Annotated in this window: 24 protein-coding genes; 19 read left to right on the forward strand and 5 right to left on the reverse strand. The window is 43.7% G+C overall.

Annotated features, from left to right (window positions below):
• Positions 1-191: 191 nt before the first annotated feature.
• The gene (locus K339_RS0120970) at positions 192-1,469 is read right to left on the reverse strand and encodes a GWxTD domain-containing protein (RefSeq protein WP_229598785.1); all 1,278 of its coding nucleotides are present in this window, start codon (positions 1,467-1,469) and stop codon (positions 192-194) included.
• Between the two features lie 114 nt (positions 1,470-1,583).
• A complete protein-coding gene (nuoK, locus tag K339_RS0120975) occupies positions 1,584-1,898 on the reverse strand; it encodes an NADH-quinone oxidoreductase subunit NuoK (RefSeq protein WP_028525359.1) in 315 nt (104 codons plus the stop codon).
• Between the two features lie 65 nt (positions 1,899-1,963).
• Here nuoK and K339_RS0120980 point away from each other — a divergent pair, with 65 nt between their 5' ends.
• The 4 genes from K339_RS0120980 (at position 1,964) to K339_RS34375 (ending at position 6,430) form a co-directional block, all read left to right on the forward strand.
• Positions 1,964-2,683, forward strand: coding sequence for a GntR family transcriptional regulator (locus tag K339_RS0120980; protein ID WP_037301423.1), 720 nt, complete (start codon positions 1,964-1,966; stop codon positions 2,681-2,683).
• Positions 2,684-2,931: 248 nt separating this feature from the next.
• On the forward strand, positions 2,932-3,900 hold the full coding sequence (locus tag K339_RS34365) for a serine hydrolase domain-containing protein (protein ID WP_051398147.1): 969 nt from the start codon (positions 2,932-2,934) through the stop codon (positions 3,898-3,900).
• 107 nt (positions 3,901-4,007) lie between these two features.
• Positions 4,008-5,228, forward strand: a complete 1,221-nt coding sequence (locus K339_RS34370) for an acyltransferase family protein (protein ID WP_051398148.1) — start codon at positions 4,008-4,010, stop codon at positions 5,226-5,228.
• Positions 5,229-5,266: 38 nt separating this feature from the next.
• Entirely contained in the window at positions 5,267-6,430 is a 1,164-nt protein-coding gene (locus K339_RS34375; protein WP_051398149.1) for a serine hydrolase domain-containing protein, read from the forward strand.
• Positions 6,431-6,432: 2 nt separating this feature from the next.
• Here K339_RS34375 and K339_RS0121000 read toward each other — a convergent pair whose 3' ends face one another.
• On the reverse strand, positions 6,433-7,977 hold the full coding sequence (locus K339_RS0121000; protein WP_051398150.1) for a S8 family serine peptidase: 1,545 nt from the start codon (positions 7,975-7,977) through the stop codon (positions 6,433-6,435).
• Between the two features lie 216 nt (positions 7,978-8,193).
• Between K339_RS0121000 and K339_RS0121005 the strand changes: the two genes are divergently transcribed.
• From K339_RS0121005 to K339_RS0121080, 13 genes are all read left to right on the forward strand, one after another.
• Positions 8,194-11,196 (forward strand): ligand-binding sensor domain-containing protein, encoded by a 3,003-nt coding sequence (locus tag K339_RS0121005; protein WP_028525362.1) that lies wholly within the window; start codon positions 8,194-8,196, stop codon positions 11,194-11,196.
• Between the two features lie 11 nt (positions 11,197-11,207).
• Positions 11,208-11,867: a response regulator transcription factor gene (locus K339_RS0121010; protein ID WP_028525363.1), complete on the forward strand. Its 660-nt coding sequence runs from the start codon at positions 11,208-11,210 to the stop codon at positions 11,865-11,867.
• A 125-nt stretch (positions 11,868-11,992) separates the two neighbouring features.
• Positions 11,993-12,493: a hypothetical protein gene (locus K339_RS0121015; protein WP_028525364.1), complete on the forward strand. Its 501-nt coding sequence runs from the start codon at positions 11,993-11,995 to the stop codon at positions 12,491-12,493.
• 41 nt (positions 12,494-12,534) lie between these two features.
• Positions 12,535-13,266 (forward strand): hypothetical protein, encoded by a 732-nt coding sequence (locus tag K339_RS0121020; RefSeq protein ID WP_028525365.1) that lies wholly within the window; start codon positions 12,535-12,537, stop codon positions 13,264-13,266.
• Positions 13,267-13,347: 81 nt separating this feature from the next.
• Entirely contained in the window at positions 13,348-13,965 is a 618-nt protein-coding gene (locus K339_RS0121025; RefSeq protein WP_028525366.1) for a hypothetical protein, read from the forward strand.
• Positions 13,966-14,010: 45 nt separating this feature from the next.
• Positions 14,011-15,114 carry a hypothetical protein gene (locus tag K339_RS0121030; protein WP_028525367.1) on the forward strand — a complete coding sequence of 368 codons (1,104 nt, stop codon included), beginning with the start codon at positions 14,011-14,013 and terminating at the stop codon, positions 15,112-15,114.
• Between the two features lie 20 nt (positions 15,115-15,134).
• Entirely contained in the window at positions 15,135-15,623 is a 489-nt protein-coding gene (locus tag K339_RS0121035) for a hypothetical protein (protein WP_028525368.1), read from the forward strand.
• A 558-nt stretch (positions 15,624-16,181) separates the two neighbouring features.
• Positions 16,182-17,303, forward strand: coding sequence for a hypothetical protein (locus K339_RS0121050; protein ID WP_028525370.1), 1,122 nt, complete (start codon positions 16,182-16,184; stop codon positions 17,301-17,303).
• A 48-nt stretch (positions 17,304-17,351) separates the two neighbouring features.
• Positions 17,352-18,737: an aminopeptidase P family protein gene (locus K339_RS0121055; RefSeq protein WP_028525371.1), complete on the forward strand. Its 1,386-nt coding sequence runs from the start codon at positions 17,352-17,354 to the stop codon at positions 18,735-18,737.
• Positions 18,738-18,959: 222 nt separating this feature from the next.
• Entirely contained in the window at positions 18,960-20,249 is a 1,290-nt protein-coding gene (locus K339_RS0121060) for an aminopeptidase P N-terminal domain-containing protein (RefSeq protein WP_028525372.1), read from the forward strand.
• Between the two features lie 109 nt (positions 20,250-20,358).
• Complete coding sequence (locus K339_RS0121065) at positions 20,359-20,991, forward strand: MgtC/SapB family protein (RefSeq protein WP_028525373.1); 633 nt, start codon at positions 20,359-20,361, stop codon at positions 20,989-20,991.
• A 124-nt stretch (positions 20,992-21,115) separates the two neighbouring features.
• Positions 21,116-21,763 carry an oxidoreductase gene (locus K339_RS0121075; protein WP_028525374.1) on the forward strand — a complete coding sequence of 216 codons (648 nt, stop codon included), beginning with the start codon at positions 21,116-21,118 and terminating at the stop codon, positions 21,761-21,763.
• 23 nt (positions 21,764-21,786) lie between these two features.
• Positions 21,787-22,224 carry a GNAT family N-acetyltransferase gene (locus K339_RS0121080; RefSeq protein ID WP_028525375.1) on the forward strand — a complete coding sequence of 146 codons (438 nt, stop codon included), beginning with the start codon at positions 21,787-21,789 and terminating at the stop codon, positions 22,222-22,224.
• Positions 22,225-22,229: 5 nt separating this feature from the next.
• Here K339_RS0121080 and K339_RS0121085 read toward each other — a convergent pair whose 3' ends face one another.
• Positions 22,230-23,273 (reverse strand): PDDEXK nuclease domain-containing protein, encoded by a 1,044-nt coding sequence (locus K339_RS0121085; RefSeq protein WP_028525376.1) that lies wholly within the window; start codon positions 23,271-23,273, stop codon positions 22,230-22,232.
• A gap of 26 nt (positions 23,274-23,299) precedes the next feature.
• Positions 23,300-23,704 (reverse strand): DUF4174 domain-containing protein, encoded by a 405-nt coding sequence (locus K339_RS0121090; RefSeq protein ID WP_028525377.1) that lies wholly within the window; start codon positions 23,702-23,704, stop codon positions 23,300-23,302.
• 125 nt (positions 23,705-23,829) lie between these two features.
• Here K339_RS0121090 and K339_RS0121095 point away from each other — a divergent pair, with 125 nt between their 5' ends.
• Together K339_RS0121095 and K339_RS0121100 are read left to right on the forward strand one after the other, a co-directional pair.
• Positions 23,830-24,561 carry an NIPSNAP family protein gene (locus K339_RS0121095; protein ID WP_028525378.1) on the forward strand — a complete coding sequence of 244 codons (732 nt, stop codon included), beginning with the start codon at positions 23,830-23,832 and terminating at the stop codon, positions 24,559-24,561.
• Positions 24,562-24,692: 131 nt separating this feature from the next.
• Positions 24,693-25,541, forward strand: coding sequence for a c-type cytochrome (locus K339_RS0121100; RefSeq protein ID WP_028525379.1), 849 nt, complete (start codon positions 24,693-24,695; stop codon positions 25,539-25,541).
• Position 25,542 lies beyond the last annotated feature (1 nt).

Genomic DNA, 25,542 nt, shown 5'->3' on the forward strand with positions numbered 1-25,542 from the left:
CAATTCATTCGACACTCTGCACTCTGCATTCGACACTCAAAAAATTCGGGTTGTAAGCAACCCTCTGCACACGTATTCGACACTTTGCACTCTGCATTCGACACTCAAAAACTCGGGTTGTGAGCAACCCTCAGCACACGTATTCGACACTCTGCACTCTGCATTCGACATTCTCCACTAGACATTCCCCTCTAGTCTCTCACTGCTCCCGTTCTCCAGGCTTCAACCATTGGATACCAAATAGGTTGATATTCGACGTAACGCTGAAGTTCATAATGATCCTCTACAAATTGGTTGGGACGACGGTTGAAAGTGAAGTTTATTTCGGAAAAATTAGCCCGCTGCGAATATACCCACACCTCACGGTCTTTGCTTCGTTGCACGCGGTCGGGTGAGCCCATGATGATGTAAATCATGCCCTTGTCTGTTTTCCAGCCTTCTTTATAGGTTGTAAAAAGTCGGTTGGCTTCTTCGACGCGGCTATAAAAAGCGCTAATCGTACGTTTTGCCAAGTCGCTGTTCCCGTTCATTAGGTTCAACCAATAACGGTCGAGGGATTTTTTAGGGTCTTTGGGTGCCAGCATTTCGTTGATTTCGTTGGCCTGACTCATATACATTACAGGACGAACAAGCTCGGCAGGGCGCGTCATTTTAGGAAAGCGCTTGTTGGTCACCACAACCCCCACACCGTACGTATCTGTCGTGTCTTCTGTCATATAATACAGACCTTCTTCCTTAAATATAAGCGGTGAGCTTGTCGAAATTTTGAAAGTCGAATCCACGCCCAACGTTCGAGCGGCATTCCGTGGATTGGTATTCATCGGCGACTGTGCAGGTTCAAAATCGTGGCGATAACGCATCACATACAGCTCTTTCACCGACTTATTGATATCTTGAAGCTGAACAGTGTCGTTTAAGTTTACGTAGTTTTGAAGCAACGGTACGCGTCCTGTTCGTTCAAACAGGGCAAATCGCTCTGCAAGCTTCGTGTCGCGAAATTTAATGGCCAAGTCATTCAGCACCTTTTTGGTGGTACCAATCTCCGAAATTTCTCCCAATAGCACGCCTGACGCATGATTTGCAGGTCTTTTTACCTCAAATCGAATCATAAAACGGGTATGACTCAACTGCACCACATTTTGTTCGTTCAGCGGAATATTGCCATACGCCAACCGTTCTCTCGAAGAGAAGTCGGGGTAAACTACGTAATTGAGGGTAAATTTTTCGGTAAATTCTCGCCAACGCACAGGGACATTGTTGGGTTTGGTCAAGTCCACCCGCATAAATACCGTGACATTAGTAGAATCTTTTGCTAAAAATTTGCTTTTGATTCCCAATATTGTCACCTCATCCATACTTTTATTGGCATCGGTAGCGGCTGCTTGCCGTTTTTTATTTTTATTGCCAAACTGAGCTTGCGCCATCAAGCCACTTCCTAGAAGAACCAACAGGAATACAACGCTTCTCATACGCTTCATCATTTCTTTTTAGGATATTTTTAACAAAGCCCCTCGACTGCAAACTTCAGTCGTTAACTTCTTATTGATTAAAACGATTGTAATCACCAAATCGCGTATTAAGCGTTATTTTTTCATCGAACTAATTTTGTCCAAATCGGCGGTTTGGTAATACCGATATACCTTTAACAAAATAGCCAATGCCACCGCCGACTCCGCCGCTGCAATCACCATCACAAACAGCGTAAGCATTTGTCCTGAAAGACGCACAGGGTCATATTGAGAAAAAGCGACCAAATTCAAATTTACGGCATTGAGAATAAGCTCTATACCAATCAAAACCGCAATGGCATTTCGTTTGGTAATAATGACTGCTACGCCGATACTAAACAAAGCGGCTGCAACGATAAGATAGTAATGGAGGGGTACGATGACTTGCATGATGCAATGTTAAGAAAAATATTTAAAAAGAGGTGCTACCTTTGTTGCCTCAATTCATCGTACTTATGACAGAAGCCGCTCCCCGCCTCCCCCAATACCAATTTTTATACGAGACGCTCCGCCAACAGCTGCACAATGGTATATATGAAATTGGTAGTTTATTGCCCTCTGAAAAAGAACTTCAGCAAGCGTATAAGCTTACCCAGCCTACCATTCGACAGGCGCTGTCGATGCTGGCCGAAGAGGGATATATCAAAAAATACCAAGGAAAAGGGAGTGTGGTACTGCCACTGCCTGTGGGGTCGGGGATGTTGTCGATTGAGCCGCACAGCCACCACGATTTGAAAAATGAGCCAGACATTCAAACCAAAATTTTAGCCCGAGGTATTTACGCAGCTTTCCCGCCCGATTTTTTATTTCAACCTGAACAAACAAACGCTTCTTTTTACTACATCGAACGCCTCCGCACGGTGAACAAAGAAGTAGTTTTTTATGAAAAAATAGCGCTGCCTACCAGCGAACTCCCTAATTTTCAAAGAATTACCCTAGAAAACAAACCGCTGTTTGATACTCTACGAAAGCGCTACAATGTGATTGTAAAAGGAGGAGACGAAAAAGTATGGGCCATGACCGCCCCCAATGAGATTGCCCACCTAATGCAAATCCCGACGGGGAAACCCATTTTGCGTCTCGAAAAGAAAATTGAGACCAACCGTCCGCACCTTACTTTTTTTTCATCATTGTTTGCCTGTACCGACAAATACTTATTAAAAGGTCGGTTTTAGAAAATTTCAATCACTTTTTTGTCTAGGCAAATAAAGTTGGCACAAAAATTGAGAATCGGTATTTAATTCCCCTTGGGGATTATTAATACACGTACAATTTTAAATTACCTATTCTCATGCGGTGCAATACAATAAGTTTATTTACATACATTAAACTCTTTTGCCTGCTAATTGTAGCATTTAGTAAAGGTTTCTCGCAAGGAACGCCACCATGCGATACTAAATGTATCCCCATATCCCTAAGAATTGTGCCCGCCAATTATCAAATTCCTCCTAAGGATACTACTCAAAAACCAGTAAAAAAAGTAACTAACATTCCTGCTTTTGACTCATTCTTAAATAACAACTTACAATCTTACGATAACAATGTATTAGCATTTGTCTGTAATGATACATTAAGCTACTCTTACAAAAATGGCCAATATAATGCCGACGATATTCTACCAATTGCCTCTGCTACAAAATGGCTTACTGCTGCAGTTATTATGAGTTTGGTAGATAATAACAAGTTAAATTTAAATGATAAAATTGGGGCTTATTTACCCATTTTTAACACCTATGGCAAAGGAGACATCACGATTCGTCAAATTTTTTCACATACTTCTGGCTTTCAAGCTGATACCCCTTACGATGATAGAGGAGGAATATCTTTAGCAGCTGCTGTAGATTCAATTGCCATATACTCAAACTTGCAATTTTCTCCAGGAACTCAAGCAAGCTACGGTAGCTCTGCATACAAAATTGCAGCTAGGATTGCTGAGGTAATAGAAGGTAAACTTTGGGAAGATATTTTTAAAGAACGCATAGCAAACAAATGCGAGATGTCTAACACTTCATACCTGAGTTTTATTAATAACACGAATCCTCATGCAGGCGCTGGTGTACGAAGTACTATGAACGATTACATCAAGTTTCTTACTATGATACACAATTTTGGCATTTACAAAGGCCAAAGAGTACTGAGTGAAAATTCGGTCAAAACGATTGAGCTTGACCAATCGGGTGGAATTAATACTTTTTATGGGCTTGGGGTGTGGCGCTATCAAATTGTATCGGGCTTTGCTAAAGAAGTCAGTAGCCCAAGTGCCATGGGAATCCATCCTTGGATCAATCGTGACAAAAAGTATTTTGGTATAATTTTTACACAAGCAGGGTTCGATAAAACTATTAATACAAATTTGAACTTCCGAAGCTTAGTCCAAAATACGATAAAATAAAACCAACTGATAATCAATCAGTTAACACCAAAAAACTACCGTTTACTAAAAACATATTTGATTTATAAAAATGGTTTTCTTTCTTTGCTATAAAGCCATAGTTATAAATGATACAATCAAGCCACAATCCACACAATCCAGTAATTAAGGAAGAAAGTAATCAACAAAGAATATTTGGATTAGACCTCTTTCGAGCTCTATCTATTATAGCCGTTTTTTTATCACATTCAATTGACCTTAACCCTTTAAAAAAAGAGTTTCCTTATTTTGCCTGGCTTGGATTTGGAGTCGAAGCTTTTTTTGTTTTAAGCGGTTTTCTAATTGGAAGAATTATTCTACAAACCTTCTTTCAAAAAGCTATTACATGGGAAGTAATTGCTTCTTTTTGGATAAATCGCTGGTTTCGAACAATTCCCGCCTACTTATTCACCTTATTTATATATTTCTTATTCTTTCCTCACTTTGGGTTAAAAATAATTTCGTACCTCTTTTTTTTACAAAATGCTATAACTCCTATCCCATATTTATTTCCTCATTCTTGGAGTTTATCAGTTGAAGAATGGTTTTATTTTTCATTTCCAATTATTATTTGGGTAACTTATATCTTACAAAAAAAAACACAACACTCATATAAAACATTCATATTCAGCTCATTGACTCTTATCTTTATTGGCTTTATGTGTCGTACAGTTTTATACTTTATTGCAAACCATACATCTATTATACACACAGCTATTAAACAAGGGTATCTCTTCCCCAGTTGGGACACTTTTTTAACGCCATATTATTGGGATACAATGAGAAAAATGACATTTTTCAGGATTGATTCTATCGCATTTGGTTGTATAATTGCCTACTTTTTTGAAACAAATAAAGAATTATTATTGAAAAATCACATAAAATTATTTATCACAGGCTTGTTACTTTTATTTCTATCATACTTTTTGTTTGTTAAAAATGTAATCAATGGCAAACCTAATGTAATATCAGATATTATTTTACTTCCAATATTTAGCCTATCTTTTTCCTTTTTAATTCCTACTTTTATCAGTACACCCGTGCCAAATAAAAATAGAATATTTAAAATTATACATACAATAAGCCTCACTTCTTATTCTTTTTACTTAATACATCTATTAGTAATCGATTTATTTTCCCAAAACTTCAACACTCAAAACACCTCCTGCCTGAAAACTACGATAACCTTTGCAACATGTTATTTAGCGACTTTTTTGTTATCCTATCTGATGTATAATTATATTGAAAAACCTTTTCTTAGCTATCGCACAACAATCAACAAAAAAATATTTTCAAAAAACAAAAAATAAGATTAGCTTCGATTTTTCAAGAAACTTATACATGAAATATGCTTCCCACCAAATCTCCCAAGGCTGATTTAGACTATTTAGAAATAAATGTGTTAATATTTGTATTTTTTGTATTTTTCTTGTCGGGATGTGGAGTTTTTGATTATCCAGAAAGCCATTCTATGTCATTAGACTCGACATATAGAATAAAAAACCCTTTGATTATTCCGCCAAAAACTACGCCAAAAGACAGTTTGGGAATACCACCTAATCCCCAAAACCCTAATCAAAAAGATACAAACTTAATCACTAATAGTTTTTATAAAACACTCGACCAATTTTTACAAGCAAATTCATACAAATACGATAAAAATATTTTAGTTTTTATTCATAATAAAGATTCTTTACTATATACTTATAAAGAAGGCATATATAATTCTGAGGATTTTTTACCCATTGCTTCTTCAACAAAATGGCTCACGTCAGCTGTTATTTTATCTCTTGTAGATGATAAAAAACTCAACTTAGATGATAAAATTGGACAATATATTCCAATTTTTAACCAGTATAATAAAGGAGACATTACAATTAGGCAAATTTTTTCTCATACTTCAGGCATTGTTAGCGACTCACCATTTGATGAAAGAAGTGATTTAACACTGAAAGCTAGTGTAGATTCAATTGCAGTTTTTACAAAACCATTATTTCCACCTGGCCAATCAGCTCTCTATGGAAGTTCTGCTTATAAAATTGCTGCTAGAATTGCAGAAATTATTGACAACAAACCTTGGCAAATAATTTTTGAAGAACGTATTGCGAAAAAATGTAATATGAACAATGTAGTTTTCAGTCCTTCCCACCCTCAAAATCCACATGCAGGTGCTGGAGTAGTTTGCTCTTTAAATGAATATGTAAAATTTTTGTATATGTTAAATAATAATGGCTACTATAATGGATTAAAGGTCTTATCTGAAAATGCTATTAATGAAATGGGTAAAGATCAAACCAATAATATAAATCCATTTTATGGACTAGGTGTATGGCGTTATCAAATAAGAGACGGAAAGGCATCTGAATTAAGTAGTCCAAGTGCAATGGGAGTACATCCTTGGATTAATAAAGAAAAAAAATACTTTGGCATTATTTTTACACAAGCTGGCTATGATAAAACGTATGATACAAACTTATCTTTTAGAGCATTAGTCCAATCTGTAATTAAATAACCTTACTCCCAAATCACCTCAATCACCTCATTTTTGAGGTCAACGGTGGTGCGTGTTTCGCCATCGCGGCGTTTGAGTGTGAGCTGGCCGTCCCGCACCCGTACAATTTCTTGCGAAAGTACGTGTGTGGGGCTTTTTTTATGGAACAAAGAAACCATATCGCCCGCTTCGGGAATTTTCAGAATAAATGTAAGCCCTTCTGCTTTGACTTCTTTGGCATAAGTAGCACTGACTTCGGCCGAATTTTGAACAAGCCCTAACGCGCGCGATGCCAAAGGCACGCCATAACCCACAAAATTGTTGCCATAAGGGTACAAATGCGCCGATTTTTCAATGATTTGAATCAATTGTTTGTTGTTCAACGCGGGATTGGCCTGCATCAAGCAAGCAGCGAAACCCGTAATGACAGGCGCCGCCAAGGAGGTGCCGTACAACGAAAAACACGAAACGTTGGGTTTGAGGTACGACAAATATTCGGGGCCAATGCTGCTGTATCCGATTCGGTTCCAAAAACGCTGGTTGGTCGCGCCCACCGAAAGAACGCCCTGCGCATCGGCTGGGGTAGAAATAATGCGCCAACTTGGGTCATCGCCTTCATTTCCTGCCGATACCACCACCAACATCCCCTTCTTGTCGGCTGCTATTTGAGCCGCGCGGCTAATCACGCTCGTTTGCCCATCCATTTGCGAAATCAAGTAATTTTCTTTGGGGTCAGTAAACCCTTGTGCGTATCCCAAAGAGGTATTAATGAGGCGCACCCCCAGGCTATCCATCCATTCCATGGCCGCCACCCAATTGTCTTCTTCTCCGCGCCACTCACGCGTTCCGTGGTCGGTGCGGGCGAGGTAAAACTGGGCATCAATGGCCAAACCACTTTGGGTATTTTCGGTGCGACTTGTGCCCGTGATGGCACTCATTACTTCCGTTCCGTGAAAATCAGAAAATGTCTCTTGAGTTTTGTAAAACGCATCCGAGTGAGTCAAAGGTGGGTTGACATAATCACGTTTGTCCAAAATCGCGTTGTTGTCAAATACATGTTTGAGGTAATGGCTCTCTTTTGCTTCAAAAAAACCAGCATCAATCACCCCAATCGTAATGCCTTTTCCCGTTAGACCCACTTTTTTAAATTCATCCGCCTGAATTTGGGTCATCACAGGCGCCATCGTAGAGCGGCGACGCGCGTTGGTTTTGGCAATGTAAAATCGCCCGTCCATCGGCTGAACTTTTTCTACAAACGAAAGCTGCTTTACGTCCTCCAGTTGCTGCGCAGGAATGGTAGCCGAAACGGCGTTGAGCCAACGAGAGGCTAGGACGGGCTGACACTGAAGGCGTTGGAGTTGTTTTAGATATTCTTTATTAACGGGCAAATCGGTTTCGTCCGACTCCGTAAGTCCTTGCAGGCGGCGGTTTTCGAGCGTCTTAGCCGACACCGCAGGAGCGTCATGCGGGTTTTTATCTTTAAAAAAGACCCAGTACTTGGTTTGAGCAGATGCGGTAACGACTCCCCACATCCAAAGCAACAACAAACAACCGCCCTTTTGGTACATAACGAAGATTTAGTCTATAAGTTAAGAAAAACTGCCAGCTCATACATTGGCAATAATTCAACAAAATAAAGAAATAAGTCTAAATTTTTATACACTACTTCTTAAATTTCACCCAATCTGCGGCAGAAAGCAGATTTTTTAGCGACCACCGCGCCTTCTTTTTCGTTTTCACCCGTACATTCGTAGTGTTTTCTGAACCCTTTCTACTACGCTCTTATGCGCAAAACCCTTTTTTTAGTTTGGTATATTGGACTCAGTCTGCACCTTTTTGGTCAAACCTATCAAATTGAACGAATAGGAACCGACAAAGGGCTTTCGCAAGGTTCTGTCTATGCCATGCTCAAAGATTCGCGCGGGTTTATGTGGTTTGGAACGCAAGACGGGCTGAATCGGTACGACGGTCATCACTTTAAGGTGTATTATTCTGACACTGACCAGCCTAACGCCCTCCACGGTGGCTTCGTCAACTCGATGATAGAAGCGCCCAACGGCGACCTGTGGATAGGTTCTGATTATGGCCTGAACCTCTACCAACGCCAAACCGACGACTTTCGGTTTTTTCCAAGCGCGCCCGAACGCAAAACGCCATCGGCTTGCAGCCCGTTTGCCGTACGCCCCCCTTTTGTGTGGTATTGGTCGGAGTCAGAAGGCATCGTAAAGCTTAATTATGACACCCAGCAAAAAACCATACTCCTCGCCGACGTTTCGTACGATTTAGGGCTTTTGTCGGTGTCAAATGCCACCAAATTTGGAAAAGACGGGCGCTTGTGGGTGAGCCTTTCCGAAGGACTCATGCAATACGATACGAATAGTCGCCAGATGCGCTATTTTTTTAGCAAACATCCCCAAAACATCACAGGCGACGCCCTCAGTATTTTAAAAATATTGATGACCAAAGAAGGGCTAATGTACCTCAGTCATTCCAACGGCGTCACGATTTTTGACCCAAAAACCACTGATTTCAAACACATTACCCAAATCAATGGTATAGAATTAAACGAAATTTACGATTTGGACGAGTCGCCCGACGGAGATATTTGGCTTGCTACCAGCTCAAGTGGCCTGTTTAGGTTATCGAAGGACGGCAAAGCGCAGCAGTTTATTCACCAAAAAAATGACAATAACAGCCTCAGCAACAATACCATTTCTTCGGTTTATATTTCAAAAGATGGGCTCGTTTGGGCAAACCCCGACCCGCTTGGGATTAATTTGCTCATTGGAACGGGCAAAAAATTTCGGAGCATCAAATACGTAGCCGAAGCGCAAAACTCCCTCAGCGACCCCAACGTTCGGACGATGATTGAAATGGATAAAAATCATGTGTGGGTTGGGACAGAACAAGGCGGAATCAACGTTTGGAACAAACAAACGGGGTTGGTCGAAAAATGCTTTAAATCCGACCCCGCCAATCCTCCTTCAGTCCCAAGTTCTTCGATTTACCATTTTTTTCGTGACACCCAACAACAACTTTGGATTGCTACCTACAACGGTCTCGCCAAATACCTCGGTGGTGGGGCATTTGAGAGTTATTTTCTGACAAAAAAGGAAAACATGGGCGACAATATCTTTCGGTGCTTGGCCGAGTGGGATGCCGCGCACTTGCTCGTTGGTACCGAAAATGGGCTTTTCTTATTTGATAAATCCAAGAAAGTTTTCATTCCCATCAAAGGTTTAGAAAAGATAAGTATCCTTTGGATTGACCAGCCTACCCCAGGCGAACTTTGGCTCACTCGCTTCAACGAAGGGTGCTGGAAAGGTAGCATTCGGAACAATGAATGGCTCCCAAAAGCGACGGTTTTGGTAGGTGGGAATGCCCTTGCGCTGCGCAAAGATGCCTATCGTAATTGTTGGTGGATTGCGACAAACAATGGGCTGCTGAACTACCAAAATGGCCGAATCGTTCAGAAATTTACGGCCAAAGACGGCCTTGCCAACGCCTATATTTACGGCCTGCTGCTCGACTCCCAACACAACCTTTGGCTCAGTACCAACCGTGGACTGAGCAGTTTTAATCCCGATACGCGTCAGTTTCGCAACTACCACGTCAGCGACGGGCTGCAAGGTTATGAGTTCAACAACCGCTCGTATATGGCCGACAGCGAGGGTGTCTTCTACTTTGGTGGTACCAATGGCTTCACGTATTTTCGCCCCAACGAAATACGCACAAATACCTTTCAACCTCAAGTCCAACTCACTCATTTTGAGATAAATCACCAGCCCGCCCAGCTGCCACAGTACATTGGCGAAACCAACGAACTGACGCTCAAGGCCGACCAAAACACGTTTTCCTTGGGTTTTATTGCGATTGATTACCTCAGTAGCGGAAAAAACAACTATCAATACCGACTGGTCAACTTAGAAGACAATTGGAACACGACGCCAGACAACTTAGTCAGATACGTGCAGGTGCCTCCTGGGGAGTATATTTTTGAGGTAAAAGCATCAAACGGCGACGGTTTTTGGAGCGACGAAGTACGCCGTCTGAAAATCACTGTGCTTCCTGCTTTTTGGCAAACGTGGTGGTTTCGTTTGCTCAATCTGTTGTTGCTGATTGGCGTTGGCATTGGCTTCTATCGCTGGCGCATTCAGCAACTCCAACGCCAACAACGCGAGCGCTTGGAGCTCATTATTAAGACCCAAGAAGCCGAACGAAAACAATTGGCCACCGAACTACACGACGATTTGGGAATGCGGCTTTCGACCTTACAGATGTATTTGTCCGAAATTGATATTTCCCAAAACAGTCGCGCTTCCAAATTAACTCCCTTGCTCAACGAAGCCATTGCCGACATTCGGAATTTGTTGCGCGATTTGAACCCCAAGCTTCTATTTGAGGAAGGCTTACGCGTGGCAGTGGAAGAAGTAAATACCAAACTCAACGCGGTAGGTTTGGTAAAATTTGAGCTTTTGTGGCTAGATTTCCCCGAGAAACTCCCCGAAGTCATCGAAATCAACCTTTTTCGCATCATTCAAGAATTGATAAATAATACCTTAAAACACGCCGAAGCTACGCACATTACGCTGCAATTGCTCCAACGTGACGCGCATTGGGTCATCATTTATGAAGACAACGGGCGCGGTTTTGAGCGACAACCGTTATCGTCGGGTTTTGGGTTGCAAAATATCGAAAATCGCGTCCAGTTGCTGAAAGGGCAACTTCATTTTGATACCGCCCCCCAGCGCGGTGTACATGTTACGATTGAAATCCCCCACCACTAACTTTACGCATTATGACCCGTAAAACGTTGATTGTTGACGACCACAAATTGTTTTTGGAAGGACTGCGCTACGTACTTTCGCAGATACCCAACGTCGAAATTGTGGGAGAAGCTTCCAACGGAGATACTGCCGTTGAGGTAGCCCAAAGCACCCATGCCGATTGGGTATTGATGGACATCAACATGCCCCACTGCGACGGCGTAAAAGCAACTGCCCAGCTCAAAAAAATCAACCCAACGATAAAGGTGATTGCGGTTACGATGCACGACGATTACAGTAATATCCAGCAGATGATTCGGGCGGGTGTGGATGGATATGTCTTAAAAAACACAGGTTCAAGCGAGCTTGCCAATGCGTTTGAGACGATTGAAAAAGGGCAATTTTATTCGTCACCCGCAATTTTGGATACTTTACTACGGCGCAAAACTCCCGCATCAGCCCCTGCGCGTTCGGCCTATCACCTCAACCCCATCGAATTGTTAACTTCGCGGGAAAAAGAGGTTTTACCTTTATTGGTAGAAGGGCTTACCAGTGCCGAAATTGCCGAACGGCTTTTCGTCAGCGAATCGACGGTAGTGAGCCATCGCAAGAATATTCTTCATAAACTCAACCTCAAAAATACGTCGGCGCTGGTCAAATACGCCCTTGAGAATGGACTGGTTCAGCCCTAATACGTACTTTCCCCTGTTTTCTCCCCCCCACGGGGGATTTTTCACTTCTCCCCTTTAGGGATGTTTTTTGGCGCCCTTTCGTATAGCAATTTTGTGCTGTTGATTTACACAAACAGCACAAAAGAATGAAATGGCAAATCCTGATGCTCACCCTTTTTCTCGTCTTCAATCAGGCTTGGAGCAGCCCTCCACGCAGCTATCGGGTGACACTTGAGAAGATTTCATTGGTAGAGTCAGGAAGCATCGGCGGCTCCGACAACCTGTATGGATCGGTGTGGGTGGGTGCATTTTGTAATGCCAACGACAACCAGACGGGCACTTCTTTTGATAGCCGCGAGCGCACCCTAAAACTGTTTGAGCGTACTGGCGACAACTACGTCAAAATCAAAGAAAACAGCCCCATTGTTTTGAACCAATCACTGGTTTTTGACATTCCGACCTGCGACCAAAAGCAAGCCAATTTTGCCGTTACTGTTTCGCTCAGTAGCCAAAGTTCAGGCCGAAAATACAACACTGAACAACACCGAATTTATTTATCCGAAATCAACAGTACGGTTCGCCGTACCATTCATTGCTACGACCGTACGTCTCACCTTCAACTGCATTTTATGATTGCACCTCTATAACCCAGTTTTTCTAATCATTTTAACACTTAAACACTATTCACATGAAAAGTTCATTCAAATTCGTCGGGTTATTTTTTGTTTTGGTATGTTTTGTTTCCAATGTATTTGCCCAAAAACAAATCGACAATTACTATCAGTTTTCGCCCAAAGAAATGGAATCAATGATGGCGAGTTTTGGCAAAGATGCGGGCTGGAAAAACCTCTCTGCCACCATGAGTAGCCGAAGCTTTGAGCGCATCAAACACGAAAAAGCCGCTTGGGGTTTTAAGGGACAAGTAAAAGCCGCTGATGGAAAAATGCGCGATGTTCTTTTTTGCGCCTTTGATTTTTATAATCCAAAAAGCAAAAAAGGCCAAGGTGGCACCATGATTTGGCGCAAAGTAGGCGACGAAGTTTACAAAGCCTATTTGATTTATCCTGAGGGAGTTGAAGATTTAGACAAAGCCTTAGAACTATCAGAAGAATTTTTTGCGGATGCTTCTGGCAAACTTCAAAAAGCCCAAAGCTGGGGTCGTTGTTTTAGAAAATGTGTACGTGGCTCTTCAAGAACAGTCGTTGATGCAAAAGGCATACGTTTTGACGTACCTTCAGACTGCGGAACAGGATGCTTGGCCTCCATTGCCGTTTGTGGTGGCGCAACAGCCGTCTTGGCAGTGGCTGCGGCTGCCCCAACTGGTGGACTTTCATTTCCTGTGTTAGCCATTACGTTTGGAGTTTGTGCGGGAGTAAGTTGCGGGGTTTGCCTTGGGGTTTGCGCACTTGGGTGCATATAATCCGCTTTTAATCAAACCATTGTAGAGCTTACCAACAAAAAGTAAGCTCTACTTTTTCTTTCGCTCATAGCCCTTATTCACATGAAAATCATCAGCCTCGGTCTCCTCCTAACGACAATGGTCAGCTATTTGGCCCCTCCCGCCGAAAACTATACCATTGAACAAGTTACTATTTGTAAAAATACGAATGCGTGTTTGGCCACTTCCCAAAAGAACCGAATCAAAGAAAGCGATAAGTACACGGTAGAAGTTGTGTTAAAATCGAACTCTGCCAATTTTTTGGCACAACAGATTCAAGCCGTACAACTCGAAGTCTCTGAAATCTCTTTTGCCTGTGCGCGTTCAGCCACAGACATGGACAATTGTCCCTCGGGGAGTTCACAGGAGTGGTACACCATGTACCAAAATCCCAATCCGCCTTTGGGCAATGCCGTGACAGTCATCAATGCTGCCAAACTTACCAAACAGTTATCAACTCAGCATTTAGCACTACGAAACAGCATCAAAAAATTCCCCGTAGAGGATGTTTTTGGGCCAAAATTTGACAAACCTACCGCTCCTACCAAGCCCACGTCGTACCAAGTTCGGCTCCGAGCTGAAAACATACAATTTCCTGACTGGGTTTGGGGAATTCGCGTCAGTGTTTATGAGCGAGACGGCGGGAGAAATACAAGTGCCGAATTTAAAACGAGGTTTTAGGACTTTTTGGCAAACCAACTTTTTCACATTTGAACTTCTACAATCATGCGTTTTTGGTATTTTTTTATCGTAATTTGGGGATACGCTATTTCTGCTTTGGCCCAAAGCGACGAAAGCCCAATTCCGAGCCTCAATGCCTCCAAACCATTAGAATTTTCTATCCCGACCTCGGCCGCATTTGACTTGTTGGGAGTCACGCCCGCTCAAGTCATCAAACCTGGTAATATTCGTGATTTTAAGGTGGACTGGTCGTTCCAAAGCTGGCGACTTAAACCCAATATTGCCATTCAGGCGCAGCCAATTTGGGAGATTTTTTACAACCGCCCCAACTTATTGAAATACCAGTCGGCCTCAAAGCTGGCCAAAATGCTCTCGACCATTGACATTTCGGCAGGAACGGTAGAAGATGATGACCTCAATCGCCGACTAGCGGGGGCGGTAAAAGTGACGCTTTTTCGGAGCCACGACCCTCTCGATGTGCCCGCTCTCTACCGCGGCCCGACGGAGGAATTTTACGAACAACAGAGTCAGCTAAAGGGGCTCGTTACGCAATTGGAAGACAGCCTAAAGCGCCTTCCCGCTACCAATGAATACCTCGAAACAAAAATGCTGGTATTGAAGGAATTAGACCTTCTCCAAACTAAAATTCAAACCTTAGAAAAGCTTCAAAAAGACCGAATTACGCAACTGACAACCCTCTACCTGAAAGAACATTGGAACGCGTCGTTTGTCGATATAGCCGTCGGCAAATCCTATCTGTATGACAACCTCAAACTGGATAGTTTGAATTTGGTACAAGACGGACTTTCGGCTTGGGTTAACGGCTGTGTGGGTATTGGGCGAAAGTGGCTTGTGACTGGGATGGTTCGTTACACAAGTTTTAGCGGAGTAAAAGCGACGATTAAACAGGAGTATTTTCTGGGAGCGAGTTTGCGCTACGGCAGTCCTAAGTTTAACTTTTTTGCCGAAGTCCTCACCCGCGACCCGCACAATCCATTTTCTTTCAAAAGTGTTACCTTGGCCTACGGTGGTGACTGGCGTTTTAGCCGCAATGTCATGTTAAGTTACGGCGTACGAACCCTTTACGGGCAAAATTTTAGTTTCAAATCACTGGTTCCTGTCGCAAGCATTGCTTGTATGATGCGATAACCAACTTACTTTTTTCTCCCATGAAATCCCTTGTTTTGCTTCTTTTATCGGCCATTACGTTTTCGGCATTTGGCCAAAAAACGGTCAAAAGTACGCTAAAGCTCGAAAACATAGGTTTTGGTAACTGCTCGATGGCCTCGATTCCTTTCAAGTATTCCATTAAGAACCTTGGCCCCGAAACTTTCGTTTTTCACGCCTCGCCTTCAACGCCCATTGACGATTTGACATTCAACGTGTATTTATCCCAAAACGAAACCATCGAAACGGGAATACTCGGCGGAGAAAATGACTTACGAGTCGGGTCTGCCGTTCCAGCCCAATATACTTTAACCGATGGCCAAATTGCCTTCAATAAAATTTCCGTTCCCGTCAGAAATCCACCATACAGCTCATATAGATTTGTGATTGTAGAAGTGGTATATAGCAGTGGGCCTTCGATGACTGGCAGTACGTTTTTAGCCAAAAAATACCGTATGTCGTCGGGGCAGGTTGTTTTTGAGAACCCCTAACGCGGCGATTTCTCAAAACCGCCAGCACGACAGCGTGCCAAGCGATGCTCACATCGCGGCCTTGGGTTTCTCAAAACCCAGGGTCGCAAGTTTGTGAGAAACATTAACACGGCGGTTTTTGAGAAACCGACAGCACGACAGCGTGCCAAGCGATGCTCACATCGCGGCCTTGGGTTTCTCAAAACCCAGTTTCGCAAGCTTGTAAGAAACATTAATGCGGTGGTTTTGAAAAACCGACAGCACGACAGCGTGCCAAGCGATGCTCACATCGCGGCCTTGGGTTTCTCAAAACCCAAGGCCGCAAGTTTGTGAGAAACATTAACACGGCGGTTTTTGAGAAACCGACAGCACGACAGCGTGCCAAGCGATGCTCACATCGCGCCTTGGGTTTCTCAAAACCCAATTTCGCAAGTTTGTAAGAAACATTAACGCGGCGGTTTTGAGAAACCGACAGCACAATGTGATATATTCGTAATTAAAAGCCCGTAATTCCTAATTCACATGAACTTCCGCCTTTTCATTTTTTTAGTTTCATTTCACTTTATTTCTTTTGTTGCCATGTCACAAACCGCTGCCGATTTTGTGGGGATTTTTGTTAGTAGCCAAACGGGAATTCAACTTTCCATTAACCAACAAAACGGTTCGTTTAAAGGTGAATTTACGGCCCAAAACCAGCGTTATGGCTGTGAAGCTACCTTCGTAAAAGGAGGACTTTCTGGCGTATATTTTGATACAGGGCGAAAAATCGGATTTACCCTTGTGAAGAGCTCGGGTGAATACATTCTTACGACCGAAGGGGTCAATATCCCGATGAAACGAACCGCCGGTTCCTCTCAAGCCACCGCACAATCTTCCGCTCCAACGGCTTCTGCCCCCTCGTCATCCGCTGCTAAAAGCAATGGGCAACGATTAAGCGACGCATTTTTGGGGTACGCGTTCAATGCTCCGTCGGGTTGGCAAATGCAACAAAACAACGGTGGCTATGCCTTCGGGCGAGGCGACCAGCAAGTAGCCATTACCGTTTCTCCCCATAATTATAACTCGCTCGCAGACCTCAAAAAAGATACCCAAGGGGTTCAAGATGCCAACTCAAACACTTACCTCAATGCTAGGGTTGACCCCTACAGCGATTCGGGGGCTTGGGTATTTTTTAACGGAACGATTCAGGGAAAACCCTTTACCATTGCTACGATTTCGCTCATTTCGCCGCACGGTGGTGGGGTTAATATTTCTTGCGTAGCACCTGCTTCGCTCTACAACGACGCACTGACCAATACCCTCCGCAGCATTGCTAATACCGTTGCATTTTCAAAACCCCAAACCTCGGCCTTGGCCGAACAATGGAAAGCCAAGCTCAAAAGCAAGGAGTTACTCTACCTCAATACCGCAAATGGCATGTCTGATAAATTTTCCATTCATTTGTGCAGCACTGGCCAATTCACCAAAAAAGAAGACACCAGTTATTCCTCGCAGACATTCAGCGACAACTTCAACTACGCAGGACGCTCAGGTGACCAAGGCCGATGGGACATCACCACGCAGGGAGCAACTCCAGTATTGGTGCTTCGTGCCAACGACGGCAAGGTATTCCAATACCAAATCACACTTCGGCAAGCCAGCAATGAACTTGGGCTCAATGGAAGGCGGTATTTTGTGCGAGCAAGCCAAAATTGTCAATAAACACGTTTTTTTGGCTAATATTGCGAGCCAAAAAAACCTTTATCCTGTATGTTTTCCAAAGACACTTACGTCGGACGACGCCAAAACTTAAAAAAAGCAGTCAATAGTGGAATTTTGCTCTTTTTGGGCAATGAAGAAGCAGGCATGAACTATGCCGATAACACCTATCATTTTCGCCAAGACAGTACTTTTCTATATTATTTTGGGCTAAACAAAGTCAGCCTAGCCGCCCTCATCGACGTAGAATCAGGTGAGGAATGGATTGTTGGCGACGAAATCACCATCGACGACGTCATTTGGGCGGGGCCACAACCTACGCTTCAAGAACAAGCCGAACGTGTGGGAGTAGCCAAAGTCCTACCCAAATCTCAACTCGAAAGTGTGCTTAAAAGCCACTTAGCCGCAGGCCGAACTGTTCATTATTTACCAACCTATCGCCCTGAGCATACCTTCAAACTTCACGAGTGGACGGGGCAATCCCTCCAAGAAATTGCCCATGGCGCTTCTACTGAATTTATCAAAGCCGTTGTAAATCAACGTTCTTACAAAACCGCCGAAGAAGTAATTGAGCTTAACAAGGCCGTCAACATTACGGCTCAAATGCACCTCAATGCCATTCGCGCCACGAAATCGGGCAAGTACGAATACGAAATTGCGGGCATTGTCCACGGCACAGCGCTGCAAGGTGGCGGCGACTTGGCCTACCCTATTATTTTGTCGGTAGATGGCCAAACGCTGCATAATCATTACCACGGCAACCGTCTTTCGAGCGGCCGCCTTGTGTTAGGCGATTTTGGGGCAGAAACCGCTACGCATTATGCAGGCGATATTACCCGCACCTGGCCCGTTGACAAACAATTTAGCGAGCGTCAAAAAGAGATTTATCAAATCGTCCTCGACGCCAATCTCAACGCCATCGCCGCCCTACAACCAGGCACAAAATACCTTGATTGTCACCTTATTGCGTGGAAAACCATCGCTGAGGGACTCAAATCTCTAGGTTTATTGCAAGGCGACGTTGACGAAATGGTCGCGCTGGGCGTGCCAGGTTTGTTTATGCCGCACGGAGTAGGCCACATGATGGGCATGGACGTACACGACATGGAAAACCTTGGCGAACAACACATTGGCTACCGCGACGGCCTTAGTCGCAGTACATTGCTGGGTCTAAAATCACTTCGCTTGGCCAAAGAATTAGAAACAGGTTTTGTTTTGACCATTGAACCTGGGCTGTATTTTATTCCTGAATTAATCGACTTGTGGGAAAGCCAAGGAAAATTCCGTGATTTTGTCAACTACGAGGCCCTTAAAGATTACTATGATTTTGGCGGGGTACGTATCGAGGACAATTACCTTATTACGGCTGATGGTGCTCAACTATTGGGCAATCCTATTCCAAAAACAATTTCCGAAATAGAAGCGTTGAGACTCTAGGTTTAGGTTTGGGGCTGTCTCAAAAATAACAGGCCACAAAATATTCTTTGGTTTCAACCTCATCCCAACCCTTCTCCTTTCTGGAGAAGGGCTCTAAAAATCCCCCTCTACTGAAAGGAGAGGGGGATTTAGGGGGTGAGGTTGAACAGAGACCAAAGATAATTTGGTAATACTAGACTTTTGAGACAGCCTCATCTACGAGCAATTTACTTCCAACACCCCATGCGCTACACACCCATTGATCCTCAATTATTTATCCAAAATCGGCAACGCTTATACCAACTTCTCAAGCCCAAAAGCTTGGTTATTTTACAGTCCAACGACGTCATGCCTACTAATGCCGACGGGACAATGGGTTTTAAGCAAAACTCCGATTTGTTTTATTTGTCGGGTATCGACCAAGAAGAAACCGTTTTATTGCTCTTCCCCGACCATCCTGACCCGAAGTTTCGTGAGATTTTATTTGTACGGGAAACCAACGAAAACATTGCCATTTGGGAAGGCGAAAAGTTGAGCATTCCGCAGGCTTTTGAACGCTCAGGCGTACCCCGAATTTATTGGACAAACCAATTAGAAAGTGTGCTTCCTCACGTAATTTTTGAAGCCGAAAATGTCTATTTGAACACCAATGAGCACGCCCGCAGCGACTCGCGAGTGCAAACCCGCGACGCTCGCTACATTCAGGAGTTCAAAGAAAAATACCCACTTCATCGCCTTGAACGCTTGGCGCCGTTGATGGCTTTTTTACGCGCCACAAAATTGCCCCAAGAAATCGAATTGCTTCAAAAAGCGATTGACATCACCCGCGACGGCTTTATGAGGGTGTTGAAATTTACCAAACCCGACGTCTGGGAATACGAAATTGAGGCTGAATTTGCCCACGAGTTTCTCCGTCAGCGCTCACGCGGCTTTGCTTATACGCCCATTGTGGCTTCGGGCAAAGATTCTTGCGTGCTGCACTATACCGCCAACAATAAACAATGTAAAGACGGCGACGTTTTACTACTAGACGTAGCTGCGGAGTATGCCAACTACAATGCAGACCTTACCCGAACCATCCCCGTCAATGGACGCTTTACGGCACGCCAACGGCAGGTGTACGATGCCGTACTGCGGGTACTAAAAGCCGCCCGTTCGATGCTTGTGGTGGGCAATGTACTGGATGAATACCAAGCCGAAGTGGCCAAAATCATGGAAAGCGAATTGATTGGTTTGGGACTACTAACGGCCCAAGACATTGCCAAGCAGCACCCCGACTGGCCTGCCTATCGGCGTTATTTTATGCACGGGACTTCGCACGCCCTCGGACTCGATGTGCATGATGTTGGAAATCGTTATCGGCGTTTTGAGGCGGGTATGGTTTTTACCTGTGAACCTGGCATTTACATCCGAGAAGAAGGCTTGGGTATTCGATTAGAGAATAACATTCTCATTACCGAAAACGGCAACCTCGACCTCATGGCCCACATTCCGATTGAAGCCGATGAAATTGAATTATTGATGAATTCTTAATTGGATTTACGGTTGCGGGTTGTCCGTTTGGAGTTCATTACTAACAAAATGATTATAACCCCAAACTGGCAACTGTAAACAGGAAACTAGCAACCCCAAACAGCAAAAAATGGAAACATTTCTGACAGAAGACGTTCTCAAATTATTTATCGCCGCAGGATTGGGGTCGATAATTGGCATAGAACGCGAGTATCATAGTAAGTCAGCAGGGTTACGTACCATGATTCTGATTGCCGTGGGCTCTACCCTGTTTACCCTCATTTCGATTCGAGTAGGCGGTGATGCGGGACGCATTGCGGCCAACATCGTAACGGGCATTGGGTTTATTGGTGGGGGAATTATTTTCCGAGAAAACAATCGTGTGGTCGGGATTACAACCGCAGCGACGGTCTGGGCCACAGCAGCGCTGGGGATGGGCGTAGGCAGTGGTTATTATGAATTGGCCACTGTGTCCTCACTGATTGTGTTGGTGGTTTTGTACGGCTTTGTTCCCATCCAAAACCTCATCAAACGCCGTAATCAGCTTCGTAACTACCGTATTGTGTGTAAGTTTCAACAAAAAACGTTGAAGCATTACGAAGCCCTGTTTCGAGAACTAAAATTGGATGCCAAGCGAGGCACTCAAAGTAGGGTTGGAAATACCATCAGTGGCACATGGATTGTTCAAGGCACCGAACAAAACCACGAACGGCTCACCAAACGCCTCCTCAACGACCCCGACGTCATCGAATTTGACTTTTAGGCCGTTACCGTTAAATAAAATCTTTTGGGATATTTTCCAGTTCTAATCTTTTTTTTTCCTAATTTACCATTGACATACAGACCTATGTAAAAAATGCAAAAGGCACTAGCCACTCCCAATAAACATGACATCCGATAAAAGAACCGCCCTAGTGGTAGGAGGAAGTGGACTAGTAGGGAAAGCAGTTATTTCTGAATTGATTGCTTCTGAAAAATATACTGAAGTAATCACACTCACTAGAAAACCGTTGGATTTCACCCATCCAAAACTATCATCTATCATTTTTAACTTCGACCACCCCGATGCGTCGGTTGTTTGCGGCGACGATATTTTTTGTTGTTTAGGCACCACCATGAAAAAAGCGGGTTCTAAGGAAGCATTTTACCGCGTTGATTATACTTATCCCATCGAAATAGCCCAGTTGGGGCACCAAAACGGAGCCAAACGGTTTGCTATCGTTACTGCCATGGGCGCTGATAGTGGGTCGATGTTTTACTACAATCGGGTCAAAGGAGACGTAGAAGCAACGCTCAAAAAAATAGGCTTTGACGCATTGCTCATTTTTAGGCCGTCGTTGCTTGTAGGAGATCGTGGCGAAACGCGCATAGGTGAGCAAATCGGCGAGGGTTTATCCAAAATTCTCAGGCCGCTTATACCTATCAAATACCGCTCCATCGAAGCCCGCAAAGTAGCCAAAGCGATGGTTACCATCACTGCCAGCAACGTCAAAGGCACACTGATATATGAGTCGGATGTAATGCAAGAGTTTTAATTCCCCCAACTGTTCTTCACACCATGTCATCCATTTCCCTTCGTCGAGCCACGCCCCCCGATGTTGAATTTATTTATTCTTTTCTCTGCGAACTGGAGGAAGAAGCATTTGATTTTGACCAATTTAACGCTATCTACCATCGTAACCTTCTCAATCCTGACTGCCATTATTTCTTAGCGTTTGACCAACAGCAATGCGTCGGTTATGCCAGTGTTCATGCCCAGTGGCTTCTTCATCATTGCGGAAAAGTGGGGGAAATCCAAGAAATGTTTGTCATCCCAGCCTACCGAAGCAAAGGCGTAGGTCGTTTGCTGATTGAGCAACTTATGGAGGTTGCCCAGCAAGAAAATTTTGAGATTTTAGAAGTGACCGCCAACAAAAAACGCCTTGATACTCACCGTTTTTACGAGCGGCAAGGGCTTGAGCGAACGCACTTTAAGTTTGTTAAAAAGATGAAGTAGGGCTTTTATTTTCTCTTTTTCAAGTTTTCAGTTATTTCTTCGATACGCTCTACAAATGCCTCTCGACTCGGGAAAAAAGCAGCCAATTCTTTGGGTAAAGCTTCGGTCAGACTATAAGTAGCCACACCAATTGGTTTTTGGATGTCTTGCAAGGCAAATTCTACAACGGTGCGGCTTTTGCTTTTACAAATAATAATGCCAATGCTAGGATTTTCGTGAGGCTTACGGTGATATTTATTCAAAGCTGAAAGATAGAAATTCATTTTACCACCAAACTCGGGTTTAAATTCTTCAATTTTCAATTCCACCGCCACCAAACATTGCAAACCTCGGTGGTACAGAAGCAGGTCTATTTCGTAGTTTTTGTCTTCTACCTTTACACCAAACTGGTTGCCTACAAACGTAAAATCCCCTCCCATCGAAGCCAAAAAATCCCTGATGTTACTAATGAGCGCCTGCTCCAACTGGGCTTCTGTATAGGGTTCGGTCAGGTTTAAAAAATCAAAGGTATATTCATCTCTCAGTACCAAGTCGGCGTTTTGGGCCTGTTCAACAGGCAGTTGGTCGGAAAAATTCTGCTGGTTAATCAGCGTCTTTTCATAAGTTTGGGCATCAATGGCATTGATAAGCATAGACTTAGACCAGCCAAAACTGCGAGCCATTTCGATGTAGAAAAAGCGTTGGTGTTCATCTTTACATTTCTCTAAAATGATGATATTGTGGGTCCAGCCAATTTCTGCCACCACTGGCGGCAGAATTGTACTGACCGAATATTCGGCATACAAAGCCCTCATTCTCCAAAGGTTACGAGCCGAAAAGCCATTAATGCCAACAAACTCTTTTTGAAGCTCTGCTGCTAATTCTTCCACTACGCTTTTCCCCCAACCATATTTCGTTTGGCGATGGACAATGGCCTCTCCGATACCCCAATAAAGGGCAATTTGTTCTTTATTGACAGCCTGCAATGCACGGTATTGAGCGGCCTTGATACGTTGCTTGATGTCGGCTACAAAATCTTTAAAAGCCTGATTATCTGCTATTTCTTTCATCCCTAAAAGCTCTCTTTAGTTGTAACTCACTTATTCCGCTTCATTTCTTCCCGCCGCATGGGCATCGAGTCAATAAGTCCGAAGATGTGTTCTGGTTTTACGGGGGTACCACTGATCATTTTAACTTCCCCATCTTTACCAATCAACCAAAAACAAAAGTGATTGGGTGAATAGCGAAAACGTTCTTTTAGGTGCGCTATATCTTCGGAAGTCAACTGCGACTCCACGCAATCCATCACGCACAAATCACGCTCAAGAATCCCCCCTCCTACCTCACTCAGCCATTTTTTTTGCATCTTAAAATCCGCATCCGACGATTTTGGACAATAGACCAGCACAACTCGGCTTTTTCCCACCATTTTCGACAAACTGTTTTCGAGAGATTCTTGCCCCCCAAGGAGCATACTTAACGTTAAAATGAACACATTCATATCACTTTCTTTTTTAGAATTAACCTACAAAGAACGTACCACTATCTCACAATAAAACTTCCTTTTTTTTACTTAGAACTACGCTTGATGTGTCTTTTGAAAGTACAAATAAACCAATAAACAAAATGTTTAAACAATTTCTAACCACTATGCTTTTATTTGCTGCGGCGCTCACGGCATCGGCACAAGATACGCGCTTGTTTGAAACCCGCATTTATTACACCGAACCTGGCCGTTTGGAGGCACTTTTGACTCGTTTTCGGAATCATACTACCAAAATTTTTGAAAAACACGGCATGACCAACATCGGCTATTGGGTTCCGTTGCACGAAGAAAACAAACTCATTTATGTCCTTGCTTACCCCGACCGCGCCGCGCGCGATGCCGCTTGGAAAGCTTTTGGCGCTGACCCAGAGTGGGTGAAAGTACGTACCGAATCGGAAGTGAGTGGAAAAATTGTGTCGAAAGTAGAAAGCATTTTTATGGACGCCACCGATTTTTCACCCAAAATCAAGTCTTCAAAAAGCAAAAAAGAACGCGTATTTGAGCTTCGTACCTACACGACCAACCCAGGAAAATTGCCTGATTTGTTGGCTCGTTTTCGCAATCATACGCTTAAATTGTTCAAAAAACACGGCATGACCAACGTCGCTTACTGGACCGTTAACGGAAAAGATGACACGCTTGTCTATATCTTGGCGCACCCAAGCGAGGAAGCGGGTAAAAAAGCGTTTGATGCGTTCAGAGTTGATCCTGATTGGGTAAAAGCACGCGATGCGTCGGAGGTAAATGGTAAACTTGCCAACAAAGTAGAGTCGGTTTACATGAAAGCCACTGATTTTTCTACGATTAAATAAGACTCACAACCTTTCCAAGTTTTGCAATTGCTAATTAGCAAAACTTGGAAAGGCTTAAACGTGCCTTCGTTTGTGCCTTCGGTTTCTCAAAACCTCGCAACAAAAATGCGTACATCAACCCCTCTTCTCCTATGAAAAACATTCTTTACGTTAGCCTAATCGCCCTTTCGCTGACTGCCTGTAACAGCTCGCAACAATCAGATAATCAAAGCAAAAGCGACACCACAAGCACCGATACCGCTGCGGTAGCGAAGGTGGATTCAATGGGCATTTTCTTGCCTGATTTAAAAGCCAAATTTCCCGCTCCCGAAACCATCGTAGTAGCCGACGACCCCGTTTTTCACCAAAAGAAAACGTACAAAGCCATTCCGTTACAAACCATTTTAGACACATTTTTACCCGCCTACAAAAACCTCAACCGCAGCGAAACGCAGATTGTGTTTGAGTGCGAAGACGGCTATAACCCGTCGATGGCGTTGGAAAAAGTGTTGAGTAAAAAAGCCTTTTTGGCCATAGCCGATGCCGATGCGCCACAAGGGCAAGAGTGGATAAACCCGACAAAAGAAGGCCGAGAAATGAAGATTGCGCCTTTCTACATCGTTTATACCGACGTGCCAGGCTCGGATGTTACTTACAAATGGCCTTACAATTTGGTCAAAATCAGCCTTTCAGCCGCTTCTAAAGAATTGGCAGTCTTATTCCCCAAAGACGACGATACCCAAGTAAAAGGATTTGAACTGTTCAAAGTCAACTGCCTCACCTGCCATTCACTCAATAAAGTAGGCGGCAAAATGGGGCCAGAACTGAATTACCCCAAAAGCGTGACGGAGTATTGGAAAGTCGAACACATCAAGCAGTTTGTGAAAGCACCTTCGTCGTATCGCAACGAATGCAAAATGCCTGCCGTTACCCACTTGAACGACAAAGAGTTAGACGCCATTGTGAATTATTTACAATACATGGCAAAGCATAAAATATAAC

This window comes from Runella limosa DSM 17973 (assembly GCF_000482465.1).
Lineage (GTDB): Bacteria > Bacteroidota > Bacteroidia > Cytophagales > Spirosomataceae > Runella > Runella limosa.

What these genes read in the sequence shown, in the direction of transcription:
- K339_RS0121025 (WP_028525366.1), top strand. Translation starts at nt 13,348, where the DNA reads ATGAAAATCATCAGCCTCGGTCTCCTCCTAACGACAATGGTCAGCTAT.
- K339_RS0121100 (WP_028525379.1), top strand. Translation starts at nt 24,693, where the DNA reads ATGAAAAACATTCTTTACGTTAGCCTAATCGCCCTTTCGCTGACTGCC.
- K339_RS0121000 (WP_051398150.1), bottom strand. Translation starts at nt 7,977, where the DNA reads ATGTACCAAAAGGGCGGTTGTTTGTTGTTGCTTTGGATGTGGGGAGTC.
- K339_RS0121090 (WP_028525377.1), bottom strand. Translation starts at nt 23,704, where the DNA reads ATGAATGTGTTCATTTTAACGTTAAGTATGCTCCTTGGGGGGCAAGAA.
- K339_RS0121060 (WP_028525372.1), top strand. Translation starts at nt 18,960, where the DNA reads ATGCGCTACACACCCATTGATCCTCAATTATTTATCCAAAATCGGCAA.
- K339_RS0121085 (WP_028525376.1), bottom strand. Translation starts at nt 23,273, where the DNA reads ATGAAAGAAATAGCAGATAATCAGGCTTTTAAAGATTTTGTAGCCGAC.
- nuoK (WP_028525359.1), bottom strand. Translation starts at nt 1,898, where the DNA reads ATGCAAGTCATCGTACCCCTCCATTACTATCTTATCGTTGCAGCCGCT.
- K339_RS0120970 (WP_229598785.1), bottom strand. Translation starts at nt 1,469, where the DNA reads ATGAGAAGCGTTGTATTCCTGTTGGTTCTTCTAGGAAGTGGCTTGATG.
- K339_RS0121080 (WP_028525375.1), top strand. Translation starts at nt 21,787, where the DNA reads ATGTCATCCATTTCCCTTCGTCGAGCCACGCCCCCCGATGTTGAATTT.
- K339_RS0121065 (WP_028525373.1), top strand. Translation starts at nt 20,359, where the DNA reads ATGGAAACATTTCTGACAGAAGACGTTCTCAAATTATTTATCGCCGCA.
- K339_RS0121035 (WP_028525368.1), top strand. Translation starts at nt 15,135, where the DNA reads ATGAAATCCCTTGTTTTGCTTCTTTTATCGGCCATTACGTTTTCGGCA.
- K339_RS0121075 (WP_028525374.1), top strand. Translation starts at nt 21,116, where the DNA reads ATGACATCCGATAAAAGAACCGCCCTAGTGGTAGGAGGAAGTGGACTA.
- K339_RS0121005 (WP_028525362.1), top strand. Translation starts at nt 8,194, where the DNA reads ATGCGCAAAACCCTTTTTTTAGTTTGGTATATTGGACTCAGTCTGCAC.
- K339_RS0121055 (WP_028525371.1), top strand. Translation starts at nt 17,352, where the DNA reads ATGTTTTCCAAAGACACTTACGTCGGACGACGCCAAAACTTAAAAAAA.
- K339_RS0121030 (WP_028525367.1), top strand. Translation starts at nt 14,011, where the DNA reads ATGCGTTTTTGGTATTTTTTTATCGTAATTTGGGGATACGCTATTTCT.
- K339_RS0121095 (WP_028525378.1), top strand. Translation starts at nt 23,830, where the DNA reads ATGTTTAAACAATTTCTAACCACTATGCTTTTATTTGCTGCGGCGCTC.
- K339_RS0120980 (WP_037301423.1), top strand. Translation starts at nt 1,964, where the DNA reads ATGACAGAAGCCGCTCCCCGCCTCCCCCAATACCAATTTTTATACGAG.
- K339_RS0121015 (WP_028525364.1), top strand. Translation starts at nt 11,993, where the DNA reads ATGAAATGGCAAATCCTGATGCTCACCCTTTTTCTCGTCTTCAATCAG.
- K339_RS0121050 (WP_028525370.1), top strand. Translation starts at nt 16,182, where the DNA reads ATGTCACAAACCGCTGCCGATTTTGTGGGGATTTTTGTTAGTAGCCAA.
- K339_RS0121020 (WP_028525365.1), top strand. Translation starts at nt 12,535, where the DNA reads ATGAAAAGTTCATTCAAATTCGTCGGGTTATTTTTTGTTTTGGTATGT.
- K339_RS0121010 (WP_028525363.1), top strand. Translation starts at nt 11,208, where the DNA reads ATGACCCGTAAAACGTTGATTGTTGACGACCACAAATTGTTTTTGGAA.
- K339_RS34370 (WP_051398148.1), top strand. Translation starts at nt 4,008, where the DNA reads ATGATACAATCAAGCCACAATCCACACAATCCAGTAATTAAGGAAGAA.
- K339_RS34375 (WP_051398149.1), top strand. Translation starts at nt 5,267, where the DNA reads ATGCTTCCCACCAAATCTCCCAAGGCTGATTTAGACTATTTAGAAATA.